Below are 13285 nucleotides of genomic sequence, written 5' to 3'. Positions count from 1 at the left end.
ACCCCGGGGCTAGCCTTCCGGTCGTTCGTGGACGACCGGAAGGAGCCGGCAGATGTACCGACAGGGCGATGTGCTCGTCCACCGGATCGACCGGAGCGACATTCCCGCCGGACTGGTGCCGGCGGCCCGGGACGCGCGGGGTCGTCTGGTGCTGGCCCGGGGCGAGGCCACCGGGCACGCCCACGTGGTCAGCGGGACCGGGGTCACCTTGTGGACACTGCCCGACCAGACCGAGCCGTCGATCCTGCTGATCGACGGCTACGGCCGGCTCGGCCACGAGGAGCACGGCCCCATCCCGCTGCCCGCCGGTGCCTACCGGGTGGTCCGGCAGCGGGAGTACCTTCCCGGCTCGTGGCGGCCGGTGGCCGACTGATGACCACTTCCACCCTTTCCGCCCGCTCCGACCAGCCTCGGCCCGACTCGTCCGGCCACGCCGTGCCCAGCAGCGCGCTGGCCGTCGCCGCCGAAGACTGGTTGGAGCGTGGACTGCGCACGGCTCCCGCCGACCGCCCGGCCGCAGAGCGGGCGGTCCGCCGGGCGTACGTCGCCGCCGGGCTGGCCGAGCCGGAGACGATCCTCTGGCTCGGTTCCCCGTACGCCGGGGCACTCGCCGCGGCGCTGCTCACCGTTTCCACCTCCGGCCCCGCCGGACCCGGCGGGTTCGGGGCCGCCGGGCCCGGCGGCCCCAATCCCCCAGCCGATCTCCCGTCCTGGCTGGTGACGGCGCTGCACGGCGCCGACGACGACGCCGTCCGGGCGTTGACCGAGGTGGTGGCGACGTTGCGGGCGCAGGGGCACGAACCCCTGCCCGGGGCCACCGGCCGCTCGGTCCGGGCCCGGCTGCGCACCACCGCGTGGGCCTCGGCCCGCGCCGCCGCCGTCACCCGGCTCGGCCCGACGGGCTGGGCCGCGCACTGGGCCGCCGGTGGGCAGCGGACCTGGCACCTGGTCAACGACCGGGTGGTCACGCCGCTGCGCACCCGGCTCGCCGACGAGGTCACCCGAGGTCTGCCGAAGCCGTTCGCCCAGCGGGCCCGCACCGCCCTGCTCGACGTGGTCTTCGGGCAGCACGACGCGGCCTGGTTGAGCGCGTTCGACCACGACCAGCGGGTCTCCGGCCTGGCCGGGGTCGCCGATGCGGCCGGCTGGTGGTGGCCGTACGAGCGGATCGCGCTCCTGACCGAGCGACCGGTGCGCCTCGAACGCGACAACCTGGGTCGGCTGCACCACGGCGACGGGCCGGCGCTGGTCTACCCGGACGGCTTCGGCCTGCACGCCTGGCGGGGCATGCCGATCCCGGCCGAGGTCGCCGCCGAACTGCCCCGGTTGACCGTCGAACGCATCCGGGCCGAGCGCAACGCCGAGGTGCGCCGGGTGATGCTCGAACACTTCGGCTACGAGCGCTACCTGCGCGAGAGCAACGCCAGGGCGATCCACCAGGACACCTTCGGCGTGCTCTGGCGGATCGAGTTGCCGCAGGACGAGCCGCTGGTGATGGTCGAGGTGGTCAACGCGACGCCGGAGCCGGACGGCACCAGCCGCACCTACTGGCTCCGGGTGCCGCCGCAGACCCGCACCGCCCGCGCCGGGGTGGCCTGGACCTTCGGCCTGGAATCGGCGGAGTACGACCCGGTCCTCCAGACCTGACTGGACGGTCCCGTCGACCGGGCCCGCCCCCTTCCGCCGGCAGGACCGGACCGGTCAGCGCAGGGCTCCGGCCGGCACGCCCCACCGCGCGTCGGCCGGACCCGGTGCCGGGATCCGCTCCAGCACCCCACCGGCGAAAACGTCGTAGAGCGGCAGCGTCTTCAGGTGTACGTAGCCGATGTGGCAGTCGCAGGCCACGTTCGGGCAGGGGCGGGGTGCCAACGCCGGGCGGTAGGAACCGTCGTAGAGGTTGCCCAGTGGGGTGTCGACAAAGTGGCAGCGTCGTACCGAGCCGTCGCCCCGTACCGAGATGACGCTCTCGCCGGCCCGGCACGGCGCACCGCTGGACGGGTGCGGTCGGACGCTGTAGGCGAAGAGCGGGTCGACGGCGGTCCAGTCGGCCTCCTCGGCCGGGTCGTACCGGTGCCCGTCGGCGGCGTTGACCCAGAGGTACACCTGCTCGGGCAGGGCCGCGCGCAGGCTCCGCGCCTCGGCCAGGTGCTCCGGCAGCCCGACCACCCCGACCGAGTAACGCACCCCCAACTCGGTCAGCCGCTCGCAGCGCCGCAGGAAGGTCGCCTGACGTACCTGTCCGGGGTGGTAGGTCGCCCAGAGTGCCACCGCGCGCCGGTCCGCGTCGGCCAGCCACTCCACCCGGCCGGCGAGGTTGGTCTGGATCGCCACCCGGGTCACCTGCGGCAGCCGGGACAGCTCGACCATGGCCTCCCGGTACCAGGAGCGGGTCAGCCCCTCGCCCCAGGGCGTGAAGAGCACCGAGATCTGGTCGTCGTCCGGGTTGCTCACCACCCAGTCGACGAACCGGCGCAACGCCTCCCGGTCGGCGCGCAACTCGGCCGGGCGGTCCCGCCGCTTGGCGAACGGGCAGTAGGGGCAGTCATAGTTGCAGCTCGCCAGCGGTCCACGGTAGAGGATGGAGAGGTTCATCGGAGCGCGTACTCCGCCATCGCGGTGCGTACCGGCCCGGAGACCAGCCACGGCCCGATCGCGTCGGCCCGTTCGATGCCGTCGTCGGTGAGCGACAGCCGGTCGTCCTCGGTGGCCAACCAGCCCCGTCGCGCGAGCCGGTCGAGCTGGGGGAAGTCGTCGGCGACGGCGGTGCCGAACCGGTCGTGGTACGTCGCCGTGGCGAACCCCTCCGACCGGAGCAGGGATTTCACCAGCCACCGCCGACGCTGCTCGACCCCGTCCAGCCGGAAACCCACCTCGGCCACGTCGAAGTCGCTCTCCGGCCGGCGCAGGTAGTCGTCGATGATCGCCCGCACCTGGCCGACGCCGACCGCGTAGTCGAACGAGTAGTGCAGGTCGGTGGTGTACGAGCGGGCACCGCAACCGAGACCGACCATGCCGTCGTCCTGGCAGCAGTAGTCGGGTCGACCGCCGCCGTCCCGCGTGCCGCCGCCTTCCGCGTCGGCGTCGCCGTCGTACGGCAGGTCGGCCCGGCGGAAGTGACGCAGCGAGAGTTGACGGTAACCGGCCGCCCGGAGGGTGTCCCGGCCCTGCCGGTAGAGGTCGAGCCGCTGCCGGTCCCAGCTCTCGTCCCGGGCGCCCGACGCCCCGCCGTCGAGCAGGACCGGACCCGCCCCGGCGCCGCCCGACATTCCGCCGCCCGATATTCCGCCGCCCGATATTCCGCCGCCCGATATTCCGCCGCCCGATATTCCGCCGCCCGCGCCCGGTGCCGAGCCGCCGCGGCGGCCGAGACCGGTCAGCGGGCGGACGTAGAGCGGGTAGAGGAAGACCTCCTCCGGTGCCCAGGACAGCGCCGCGGTCAACGACTCCGCCCAGGTACGCGCGGTCTGACCCGGAATCCCGTAGATCAGGTCTAGGTTGAGTTCGACCGTCCGGTGTGCCCGGATGGTCTCCAGCGCCCGCTCCACCTCGTCCCGGCGCTGCGGTCGACCGGCGGCGTGTGCCTCACGGTCCAGGAAGCTCTGCACCCCGATGCTGATCCGGCTGGTGCCCCGCTCGGCGAGCACCGCGATCCGGTCCGGGGTGGCGGTGGCCGGCGAGGTCTCCACCGCCATCGGCACCGCGCCGAGGCGGGCGCCGAACCCGGCCAGTACGTCGAACATCTCGGTCAGTTCGGCGGCGGTCAGGTACGTCGGCGTGCCGCCGCCGATCGCCACCCGGGCGAAGTCGGCGTCGGCGCCGAGCGCCTCGCGCACCCGTCGGGCCTGCCGGGCCAACTGGTCGAGATAACCGCGCACCTGCTCGGCCGGCGGGTTGGCCCGGGTGAACAGGTTGCAGAAACCGCAGCGCATCTCGCAGAACGGCAGGTGCAGGTAGAGGAAGAGGGCGTCCCGTCGCTCCCCGGCCCAGACCTCGCTCAACGGCGGGCGGGGACGCAGCGGGCGGTACGCCGTCTTGTGTGGGTACGCGTACAGGTAGCCCTGGTAGGGGGAGCCGTCCAACGTACCGTCGTCCACCGCGACCACCGGCCGGTTCACTCCCAGTCCCCCGGCTTGCCCCAGTCCCCCGGCGCCAGCGTGAACTGCGCGTACGGCACCGTCCACACCACCTCGTGGCCGAGCCGGTGTCCACTGTGGCCGTCCTCGCCGTACGCGGTGCCGTGGTCGGCGCAGAGCACGACCAGGCACGGGCGGTCCCGGGAGCCGGCCAGGGCGAAGAGCCGGCCGATGTGACGGTCGACGTACTCCAGCGCGGCGGCGTGACTGTCCCGGCTGTCCCGGTCGGCCCCCGCCAGGTAGTGCCGGTTGGGCTGGTGCATCGCGGCGACGTTGACAAAGAGGAAGAGCGGCTGTTCGGCCGGGACCGTCGGAACAACGGTGGCGATCCGGTCGAGCTGGGCCTCGAAGCAGCCCGGTGCGGCCACCCCGAACTCCGGCTCCCAGTGCGACTCGGCGAAGAGACCGGGCAGCACCGCGCCGAGCGGCGGCTTGCGGTTGAAGAAGCCCACACCGCCGACGCAGACGGTGTGGTAACCGGCGGTGGCCAACGCGGTCACCACGTCCGGTGCCTCGAACACCCAGGTCTGGTCGCCGGTGCTCTCGCTGCCCGGGAAGGCCGCCGCGAAGAGTCGCGGATGGGTGCCCGGCTCGGTCGGTGTGGGCAGGAAGCCGGCGAAGAACGCCTGGTGCGCGGCGTACGTGAAGCTCGCCGGACTGTGCCGGCGCTCCCAGCCGTCGGGCAGCGCCCGGGCCAGGTTCGGCGTCCGGCCGGCCGCGAGCAGCTCGGCCGCCACGTCGTGACGGAGTGTGTCCAATGTGACGAACAGCAGGTCGTGGCTGCCGATCAGGTCCTTCATCCGCCCCACCCCCTCCGGTCGACGGCCGCCGGTTCCGCCCGCCACTGGTCGAACCGGCCGCCGCGCAGTGCGTGCAGTTGCGCGGTGTAGCTGTCCCGGCCCGCCTGGTCGAGCAGGTTGGGCAGCAGGTCGCCGAACGCGTTCACCTCGGCCACCATATGCCGCCGCCAGTCGGTGCCGATCATCAGGTCGACCCCGGCATGCAGGCTGCCGGGAAAGCACGCGGCAGCGCGTACGCAGGTGCGCAGCGCGTCGGCGTACGCCGGTTGGCTCATCGCCGCGCGCACCTCGGCCAGATCGCCTCGGTCGTTGCCCAGGTGCAGATTGGTCAGTGGACCACGGCTGGAACGGACCACCACGTGCCCGGCCGCGCCCGCCACCACCAGCACCCGCAGGTCGATCGTGCGTCCACCCAGCCCGGCCTTGGGAAACCAGCGCTCCACGTGCAGCCCGTCCGGGGCGAGCCGGTCGACGATCGCAGCCACCTCCGGCTCCTGCCGGTAGCGGCGGAGCCGCAGCGAGTTGAAGAGGCGACCGTCGGCAGCCAACTCGACCGAGGTGGTCGCCTGCACCCGACCGCCACCGACCGCTACCCGCCCGGCATCCCCCGCCACCTCGAGCGCCAGTACGCCGGAGGCGGACGAACCGTGGGCGGGCTTGACGAAGACCCGGGCCCAGCCGGCCGATGCCATCAGGTCGCGCAGTTCGCGGTAGTCGCCCGGCGACACCGGCAGGGCGGCCGGCACCGGCACCCCGGCACCGGCCAGCCGGGCGTGGCAGGCCCGCTTGTCGAAGAGCACGGCGATGTCGGCCGGATCGTTGAGCAGGGTCGCGCCGGCCTGCGCCCCGGCCTCGGCCAGCCGGTCCAGTGCGGCGCGCAGCCCGGCGTACCAGGCGGCGCCGCCGAGGATCTCGCCGTGTGCGGGCGGGTCGGCGGCACCGCGCAGCAGGCGGTCCACCTCGGCGTCCTCACCTGGCGAGTCGACCCGGACGACCGCCCCGTCGGGGAGCGTGACCGGACCTTCGGCGAGCCGCCGCCAGGGCAGCACCTGGACCGGACCGGTCCAGGTGCCCACGGCGGCGGCCAGGAACCCGGTGATCCGGCGGTTGCCGGGGTTGCCGACCACCACCAGCGGTGCCCCGGGGTTCATTCCGCCACGGCCACGTAGTACTCGTCCTCGTCGCCCGGGTCCATGCCCTCGCCCAGGTCGATCTCGACCCCGGGCAACTCCTCGACCAGCCGCGCCGCCAGTTCCTCGCCGACGAAGTGGTGGTGCAGGTCGAGCCGGCGCAGGTGGGTCAGCGGCTGCCCGGCCAGCAACGCCGCCGCACCCGCGTCGCCGAGCATGCCCAGGGAGAGGTCCAGGGTGTGCAGCCGGGCCACCACCGGAGCACCGGCCAGCGCCGCCGCCACCGGGTCGGCGATCTCGGCGTCGCGCAACCCGAGGTAGCCCAGGGCCGGCAGCCGGGTGCCGGACAGGATCGGCGCCAGATCCTCCACCGTGGCGTCGCCGCCGTAGTGCTCCGTACCGAGCCAGAGTTCCAGGTGGGTCAGGGCCGGCAGGTCACTGTCGCCGACCGCGCGGACGAGTTCGGCGGGCAGGCCGCCGGTCTCGAAGGCCAACTCGCGCAGCGCGCGGTGGCGCAGCGGCCGGAGTCGTACCGGGGCGGAGTTCGCCTCCGAACCCCGGACCCGGAGCACCTCCAGTGCCGGGTACGCCTCCAGCACCGGGGTCAGGTCCTCCTGCCGGATCCAGGAGATCTCGCACTCCTCGCTGGTCATGTCGCCGAGGAAGAGCGCGCGCAGCCCGGTCAGCCGGTCGGCGGCGGCGCAGAGCTGGGCGTACGGCGGGGTGTTGAAGGCCGCGTACCCCCAGGAGCCGAGCACCAGCGCGCTGACCGACGCGGGGTCGACCGTGTCGAGGAACTGCTCGAACCGCGCCTCGAAGGTGGGTGAGGGCCGTTCCTCCCAGTTGTCGTCCTCCTCCCACGTCGCGATCCGCCAGGCGACCTTGCCCGGGTCGACCGGTCCCGGCCGGTCCGGGTCGACCGGTCCCGGCCGCTCGGGGTCGACCGGTCCCGGCGTCTCCGGGTCGAAATTGTGCACCGGCAGGCCGGCGAACTCGGTGCGGTGACCGACCGTCATTCGGACACGTCCACGTAGCGGTCGCCGTGCCTGTCGGCCTGCTGAACGTCGGAGAGGTCGACGTCGACCCCGGGCAGTTCCTCGACCAGCCGAGCGGCCAGCTCCGCGCCGACGAAGTGGTGGTGCAGGTCGAGCCGGCGCAGGTGGGTCAGCGGCTGCCCGGCCAGCAGGGCGTTCGCCCCGTCGTCGGAGAGGATGCCGAGCGACAGGTCCAGCGTGTGCAGCCGGGCCACCACCGGGGCACCGGCCAGCGCCGCCGCGACCTGGTCGGCGATCTCGGCGTCGCGCAGCCCCAGGTATTCGATGGCCGGCAACCGGGAGCCGGACAGGATCGGCGCCAGATCCTCGACGGTCGCGTCACCGAGGTACGCGTCGGTGCCGAGCCAGAGTTCGAGATGGGTCAGCGCGGGCAGGTCGCACTCGGCGACCGCGCGGACCACCGTCGCGGGCAGGCCGCCGGACTCGAAGGCCAGTTCACGCAGGCCCTCGTGCCGGGTCGGGGTGAGTGACAGCCCGTCCGAGCCGCGCACCCGCAGGGTTTGCAATCCCGGGTACGCGACCAGCAGCGGGGTCACATCCGTCTGCTTGATCCAGGAGATCTCACTCTCCTCGAAGGTCATCTCACCGAGGAACAGGGCCCGTAGTCCGATCAGCCGTGGCGCCAGCTCCACCAGCAGCTCGACCGGCGCCTCCTCCTCGTACGCCGAACCCCACTGCCCGATGATCAGCGCCTGGACCGCGCCGGGGGTGACCCGGGCGAGGAACTCCTCGACCAGCCGGGCGAAAGCCTCTTTCGAGTCGTCGTAGTCGGCGCTCAGCCGCCAGGCCACCGCGCCGACGTCCGGTGGCAGATCCTCCGTCGAATCGAAGGTGACCACCGGCCGACCGGCGAACTCGGTGACGTGGTTGTTGATGGTCATGGACGCGATCTCCCAGGGCCGGGGGTGCGGGCGGGCGACACCATAGCAAGCCCGGACGACATCGCCGCCCAACCACACCGACCACCCCACAAGCGTTAGGAAGGGCCCCCAGTACCACCGAATCCGATAACTAGGGGCCCTTCCTTACCCGGCAATCGGTGGGTGGGACGGGTGGGGGTCGGTACGGTGTTTTCGGGTACGGCAGGTCGGGAGGAGAGCCATGCGGTTGACGAAGAGGGGCCACGCCTGCGTCCGGCTGGAGAGCGACGGCGCCACGCTGGTGATCGACCCGGGTGGGTTCAGCGATCCGGAGGCGCTGGTCGGCGCGGACGCGGTCCTGATCACGCACGAGCACCCCGACCACTTCGTCGAGGAGCGGATCCGGGCCGCGGTGGAGAGCGAACCGGGGCTGCGGGTCTTCGCCAACCGGTCGGTCGGCGCGAAGCTGGACGGGCTCGGCGACCGGCTCCGGGTGGTGGGCGAGGGCGACACCTTCTCGGTCAACGGGGTCGAGGTCGCGGTCTACGGCGAGCTGCACGCGGTGATCCACCCGGAGATCCCCCGGATCACCAACGTGGGTTACCTCGTCGACGGTGCGCTCTTCCATCCCGGGGACGCGCTGACCGTACCGGACCGGCAGGTCGGGACGCTGCTGCTGCCGGCACACGCGCCCTGGTCGAAGACCGCCGAGCTGATCGAGTACGTCCGCGAGGTGCGGCCGGAGCGGGTCGTGCCGGTGCACGACGGCGGGCTGAGCGAGATCGGCCGGACCATGGTCGCGACCCTGGTCGGCGGGGGTGGACCGCCGACCCGGGTTTCCTACCAGCGGGTGGACGACGGCGAGACCACGCAGGTGTGATCCCGGCCGTCGCCCGGTCCGGCCCGGCTCCCGAGTGGGGCGGTCGCCGCACCCCGAGCCGGAGCGGGTCGGTCACTGGACCCCGGTGGCGTCCATCCCGCGCAGTTCCTTCTTCAGCTCGGCGACCTCGTCCCGGATCCTGGCTGCCAGCTCGAACTGAAGCTCCCGCGCGGCGGCCAGCATCTGGTCGTTGAGCTCCTGGACGAGCTGGGCCATCTCGGCCCGCGCCATCCCGGCCCGGACCGTCCCGGTGCCGCCCCGCCCGGCCCGGCTGCGGGTCTCCGGCACTGGCGCCTTGCCCCGGGACATCTGCCGTACGGCACCGCCGACGCGGGCGTTCTCGGTGTCCTCGGCCTCCCGGTAGATGTCGTCCAGGATGTCGTGGATCTTCTTGCGGAGCGGTTCGGGGGTGATCCCGTTCGCCTCGTTGTGCGCGACCTGCTTGGCCCGCCGCCGGTTGGTCTCCTCGATCGCGTTTGCCATCGACGGCGTGATCTTGTCGGCGTACATGTGCACCTGGCCGGAGACGTTACGGGCGGCCCGGCCGATGGTCTGGATGAGCGACCGGCCGCTGCGCAGGAAGCCCTCCTTGTCCGCGTCGAGGATGGCGACCAGCGACACCTCGGGCAGGTCCAGCCCCTCCCGCAGCAGGTTGATGCCGACCAGCACGTCGTAGTCGCCCTTGCGCAGCTCGCGCAGCAGCTCGACCCGGCGCAGCGTGTCGACCTCCGAGTGCAGGTAGCGGACCCGGATGCCGTGCTCCAGCAGGTAGTCGGAGAGGTCCTCGGCCATCTTCTTGGTCAGCGTGGTGACCAGCACCCGCTCGTCCCGCTCGGTACGCAGCTTGATCTCGTGCATCAGGTCGTCGATCTGCCCCTTGGTGGGCTTGACGATCACCTCGGGGTCGACCAGCCCGGTCGGCCGGATGACCTGCTCGACGTACTCGCCCTGGGCCTGCTCCATCTCCCAGTTGCCGGGGGTGGCGGAGAGGAAGACCATCTGGCCGACCCGCTCCAGGAACTCGTCGAACCGCAGCGGGCGGTTGTCGGCCGCGCTCGGCAGCCGGAAGCCGTGGTCGATCAGCATCCGCTTACGCGAGGCGTCGCCCTCGAACATGCCGCCGATCTGCGGGATGGTCACGTGCGACTCGTCGACCACGGTGAGGAAGTCGTCCGGGAAGTAGTCGAGCAGGCAGTGCGGCGGGCTGCCCGGCTGGCGCCCGTCGATGTGCATGGAGTAGTTCTCGATCCCGGAGCAGAAGCCGACCTGGCGCATCATCTCGATGTCGTACGTCGTGCGCATCCGCAGCCGCTGCGCCTCGAGCAGCTTGCCCTGCCGCTCCAGGTCGGCGAGGCGCTCGGTCAGCTCCTCCTCGATCCCCCGGATCGCCCGCTCCATCCGCTCCGGACCGGCCGCGTAGTGGGTGGCCGGGAAGATCAGCAGGTGGTCGACCTCACGGACCACCTCACCGGTGAGCGGGTGCAGGTAGTAGAGCTTCTCCACCTCGTCGCCGAAGAACTCGACCCGCAGGGCCAGTTCCTCGTACGCCGGGATGATCTCCAGCGTGTCGCCCCGGACCCGGAAGGTGCCCCGGTTGAACGCCATGTCGTTGCGGGTGTACTGGATGTCGACCAGCCGGCGGAGCAGCTTGTCCCGCTCCACCTCCTGACCGACCTTGATCCGCACCGCCCGGTCGAGGTATTCGTCCGGCGTGCCCAGCCCGTAGATCGCCGACACGGTCGCGACCACGATCACGTCACGGCGGGTGAGCAGGGACATGGTGGCGGAGTGCCGCAGCCGCTCCACCTCCTCGTTGATCGAGGAGTCCTTCTCGATGTACGTGTCGGTCTGCGGGATGTACGCCTCGGGCTGGTAGTAGTCGTAGTACGAGACGAAGTATTCGACCGCGTTGTTCGGCAGCAGCTCGCCGAACTCCTTGGCGAGCTGGGCGCAGAGCGTCTTGTTCGGCGCCACCACCAGGGTGGGCCGTTGCAGCCGCTCGACCAGCCACGCCGTGGTGGCGCTCTTGCCGGTGCCGGTGGCGCCGAGCAGCACCGAGTGACGATCGCCCCGCCGCACCCGGCGCTCAAGATCGTTGATCGCCGTCGGCTGGTCGCCGGACGGCTGGAACTCACTGACGACCTCGAAGCGGCCGTCCAGTCGTGGGATGTCGAGCGCCATGCCCCCAACGGTACGCCGAGGGTGTGACAGCCCTGGTGGGCAACGGTGTGTACACGATCGGCTTCGATACACGCATTGTGTGGTAGAGATCACCGCGCTACCGTTCTATGGTAGGCCGCTCGCGGCGGCCGACCGGGTCCGCGACCGGGCCTCCACACCGGCCGGTCGCGACCGGCGCAGTGGTTGCAGCCCCGGCCCTCGTCGGCGTGCGCACCCGACGCGGTCGCGCCAACGCGCAGACCGGCCGCCGCGAGCGCCCTTGACCGGCCCTCGGTCCCGACCACCACGACCTTCTCTCCCCGCGCGAACTGGCCGCCCGGGTGCACCCGCTGCTGCCTGACCGGGCCTCGGCCCCGACCGGCACGACCTCCTCGGGTTCGGTCGTCACTTTGCCCCGGAATTCGCCGTTCAACCACGCGTGAGCACCTCGCTGCCCCCGCTCGGGCGGGGACGACCCGGCTCCGGGCACCCCCGGCCACCCATCCGGCGCCCGCCACCGCCCGCCGCCGGCTGGCGACCGGCCACCGCCGCCACCCGACGCGCCCGCCTGGTGGCGCTGGCCGTGCTCGGCTGCCTCGCGCTCAGCTCCGGTGCCGGGCTCGCCGCCGGGCTGGTCTCCTGCACCCCGGCCGCCCCGACCGACCCGGCCCGCGCGCTCACCACCGCCGAGGCCGGTCGGCTGGCCGCCATGCGGATGGTCAACTACCGGCACGGCCGGGTCGGGGTACGCGCCACGCTCGGCGGCGCCAGCGCCCAGATCCAGCTCGCCGGGGCGGTCGACTGGCACCGGAAGCTGGCCTACCTGAGCGTCTCCGGTCCCGGCGCCGGCAGCCAGCGGGGACTGCTCCAGGCCGTACCCGGGCTGGTGCTGACCCGGCCGGACCCGGCGCCGGCCGACCCGGCCCGGATCGGCGGCGGACCCGGGCCGGCGACGTTGTCCACGCCCGCGCCACCCCCCGAGACGCCACCCACCGACGGCTGGCGAGTCCGCCGGCTGGTCAGCGGCGGGCCGGTGCCGGCGGCGGTCGACTCGTTCCTCACCCTGCTCTTCACCGTCGCCGCCGACCGCCCGGACCCGACCGAGCCGCTGCTGGCCCGGGACACGGCCCGCTGGCTGGGCCGCGACCGGGCCGACGGGGTCGGCGTGGACGTGCTGCTCGGCCCCGCCATGCCGGCCGGCGGCGCACCCGGACCGGTCGCGGAGCCCTCCGCCGAGCGGACCCTCCCGGTCCCGGCGACGCCGGCCGGGCTCTCCGGCGGGGCGGTACGGTACTGGCTCGACGGCGACGGACGGCTGCACCGGTTCGAGGCGATGCTCGCCGGCGACGTGCCGATGGAGGTCGACCTCGACCTGACCGGGCTGCCCGAACTGCCCGAGGTCGCCGCGCTCGGCGGCCCGGCGGTGCGGGCCCGCGCGATCACCGGGGACGAGGCGGAGCTGCTGGCCCGGGTCCGGTCGGCGAACCGGGAGCTGGGCGGGGCGGAGATCGGACTGACCGTGCCGACCCAACCACTGGCCGAACTACCGGCCGCCAACCTCCGGGCCGCCGGTTGGGTCGACTGGTCCACCAGCGTCGCCTACCTGGCCGTGCACGAGCTGGACCGACCGGGCGAACGGACCCTGCTCCGCGCCGGCCGCAGCGGGGTGGCGGCACGGGACGTACCGGCCCCGGCGTCACCCGGCACGGCGACCGCCGCCCCGGGCGACGGCGACGGCCAACCGACGGCAGGAGGGGCCAGCCCGTCCGCACTCACGGCAGGCGCCAGCCTCTCCGGGCCGACGACGGACGGCAGCCCGTCCCGCTCGGTGGCGGCAGCGGCGGCGATCCGGCCGGTGGGTGCCGTACCGCCGCCGCTGCCGCCGCCCCGGGACCGGAACTGGGCCTACTCGAGCTGGCAGCAGCGCACCGACGCGCTCGGTGCGGCCGACCTGGACCTGCTGGTCAACGAGGTGCTGGCGATCGGCAGCGCCGGCCTCGGCACCGCCACCCGGCTGCGCGAATCGGCGAGTTGGCTGCGTCGGGACAGCCTCGACGGGCGGCAGCTCGCGGTCTTCGAGATCCCCAAGGAGGCCGAGGCGTCGGTCGAGCGCGGCCAGGCCCGGATGCGCTACTGGGTGGACCCGGACGGGCTGCTGCGGCGGTTGGAGCTGCGTACCCGGATCGGTGCCTTCGCCCAACTCGACCTGGCCCCGGGGTCGGTGCCGGAGTTGCCCGGCGTGCCGGTCGACTGAGCCGCCCGGCCCG

At 73.2% G+C, this 13285-nt stretch carries 11 protein-coding genes; 4 read left to right on the top strand and 7 right to left on the bottom strand.

Going from position 1 to position 13285, the window contains the following annotated elements; genetic code table 11:
* Positions 1-52 precede the first annotated feature (52 nt).
* A complete protein-coding gene (locus ACI2K4_RS17945; RefSeq protein ID WP_404512648.1) occupies positions 53-373 on the top strand; it encodes a hypothetical protein in 321 nt (106 codons plus the stop codon).
* Positions 373-1647 (top strand): DUF6745 domain-containing protein, encoded by a 1275-nt coding sequence (locus tag ACI2K4_RS17940; protein ID WP_404512646.1) that lies wholly within the window; start codon positions 373-375, stop codon positions 1645-1647. Before ACI2K4_RS17945 ends, ACI2K4_RS17940 begins: the two co-directional genes overlap by 1 nt.
* 54 nt (positions 1648-1701) lie before the next feature.
* Here the strand turns inward: ACI2K4_RS17940 and ACI2K4_RS17935 are convergent, their stop codons facing one another.
* The 6 genes from ACI2K4_RS17935 to ACI2K4_RS17910 are packed head-to-tail and all read right to left on the bottom strand — an operon-like array spanning position 1702 to position 7999.
* Entirely contained in the window at positions 1702-2592 is an 891-nt protein-coding gene (locus ACI2K4_RS17935; RefSeq protein ID WP_404512644.1) for an STM4011 family radical SAM protein, read from the bottom strand.
* A complete protein-coding gene (locus tag ACI2K4_RS17930; protein WP_404512642.1) occupies positions 2589-4115 on the bottom strand; it encodes a radical SAM protein in 1527 nt (508 codons plus the stop codon). The genes ACI2K4_RS17935 and ACI2K4_RS17930 overlap by 4 nt, the downstream gene beginning before the upstream one ends.
* Positions 4112-4933, bottom strand: a complete 822-nt coding sequence (locus ACI2K4_RS17925) for an STM4013/SEN3800 family hydrolase (RefSeq protein WP_404512640.1) — start codon at positions 4931-4933, stop codon at positions 4112-4114. The genes ACI2K4_RS17930 and ACI2K4_RS17925 overlap by 4 nt, the downstream gene beginning before the upstream one ends.
* Positions 4930-6084 (bottom strand): STM4014 family protein, encoded by a 1155-nt coding sequence (locus tag ACI2K4_RS17920; protein WP_404512638.1) that lies wholly within the window; start codon positions 6082-6084, stop codon positions 4930-4932. The genes ACI2K4_RS17925 and ACI2K4_RS17920 overlap by 4 nt, the downstream gene beginning before the upstream one ends.
* Complete coding sequence (locus ACI2K4_RS17915; protein ID WP_404512636.1) at positions 6081-7079, bottom strand: STM4015 family protein; 999 nt, start codon at positions 7077-7079, stop codon at positions 6081-6083. The genes ACI2K4_RS17920 and ACI2K4_RS17915 overlap by 4 nt, the downstream gene beginning before the upstream one ends.
* The gene (locus tag ACI2K4_RS17910) at positions 7076-7999 is read right to left on the bottom strand and encodes an STM4015 family protein (protein WP_404512634.1); all 924 of its coding nucleotides are present in this window, start codon (positions 7997-7999) and stop codon (positions 7076-7078) included. The genes ACI2K4_RS17915 and ACI2K4_RS17910 overlap by 4 nt, the downstream gene beginning before the upstream one ends.
* 220 nt (positions 8000-8219) lie before the next feature.
* Between ACI2K4_RS17910 and ACI2K4_RS17905 the strand changes: the two genes are divergently transcribed.
* Positions 8220-8858 (top strand): MBL fold metallo-hydrolase, encoded by a 639-nt coding sequence (locus tag ACI2K4_RS17905; protein ID WP_404512632.1) that lies wholly within the window; start codon positions 8220-8222, stop codon positions 8856-8858.
* Positions 8859-8930: 72 nt separating this feature from the next.
* On the opposite strand, the gene uvrB is transcribed toward ACI2K4_RS17905, so the two are convergent.
* On the bottom strand, positions 8931-11039 hold the full coding sequence (gene uvrB / locus ACI2K4_RS17900; RefSeq protein WP_404512630.1) for an excinuclease ABC subunit UvrB: 2109 nt from the start codon (positions 11037-11039) through the stop codon (positions 8931-8933).
* Between the two features lie 418 nt (positions 11040-11457).
* Here uvrB and ACI2K4_RS17895 point away from each other — a divergent pair, with 418 nt between their 5' ends.
* Positions 11458-13272, top strand: coding sequence for a hypothetical protein (locus ACI2K4_RS17895; RefSeq protein ID WP_404512628.1), 1815 nt, complete (start codon positions 11458-11460; stop codon positions 13270-13272).
* Positions 13273-13285: the final 13 nt, after the last annotated feature.

Source organism: Micromonospora sp. NPDC050397 (assembly GCF_044901685.1).
Taxonomy (GTDB): domain Bacteria; phylum Actinomycetota; class Actinomycetes; order Mycobacteriales; family Micromonosporaceae; genus Micromonospora_G.
Note: the sequence above shows the minus strand (reverse complement) of the source record. Positions and strands in the feature narration are given on the sequence as shown.

What these genes read in the sequence shown, in the direction of transcription:
- ACI2K4_RS17920 (WP_404512638.1), bottom strand. Translation starts at nt 6,084, where the DNA reads ATGAACCCCGGGGCACCGCTGGTGGTGGTCGGCAACCCCGGCAACCGC.
- ACI2K4_RS17945 (WP_404512648.1), top strand. Translation starts at nt 53, where the DNA reads ATGTACCGACAGGGCGATGTGCTCGTCCACCGGATCGACCGGAGCGAC.
- ACI2K4_RS17905 (WP_404512632.1), top strand. Translation starts at nt 8,220, where the DNA reads ATGCGGTTGACGAAGAGGGGCCACGCCTGCGTCCGGCTGGAGAGCGAC.
- ACI2K4_RS17940 (WP_404512646.1), top strand. Translation starts at nt 373, where the DNA reads ATGACCACTTCCACCCTTTCCGCCCGCTCCGACCAGCCTCGGCCCGAC.
- ACI2K4_RS17915 (WP_404512636.1), bottom strand. Translation starts at nt 7,079, where the DNA reads ATGACGGTCGGTCACCGCACCGAGTTCGCCGGCCTGCCGGTGCACAAT.
- ACI2K4_RS17925 (WP_404512640.1), bottom strand. Translation starts at nt 4,933, where the DNA reads ATGAAGGACCTGATCGGCAGCCACGACCTGCTGTTCGTCACATTGGAC.
- uvrB (WP_404512630.1), bottom strand. Translation starts at nt 11,039, where the DNA reads ATGGCGCTCGACATCCCACGACTGGACGGCCGCTTCGAGGTCGTCAGT.
- ACI2K4_RS17910 (WP_404512634.1), bottom strand. Translation starts at nt 7,999, where the DNA reads ATGACCATCAACAACCACGTCACCGAGTTCGCCGGTCGGCCGGTGGTC.
- ACI2K4_RS17935 (WP_404512644.1), bottom strand. Translation starts at nt 2,592, where the DNA reads ATGAACCTCTCCATCCTCTACCGTGGACCGCTGGCGAGCTGCAACTAT.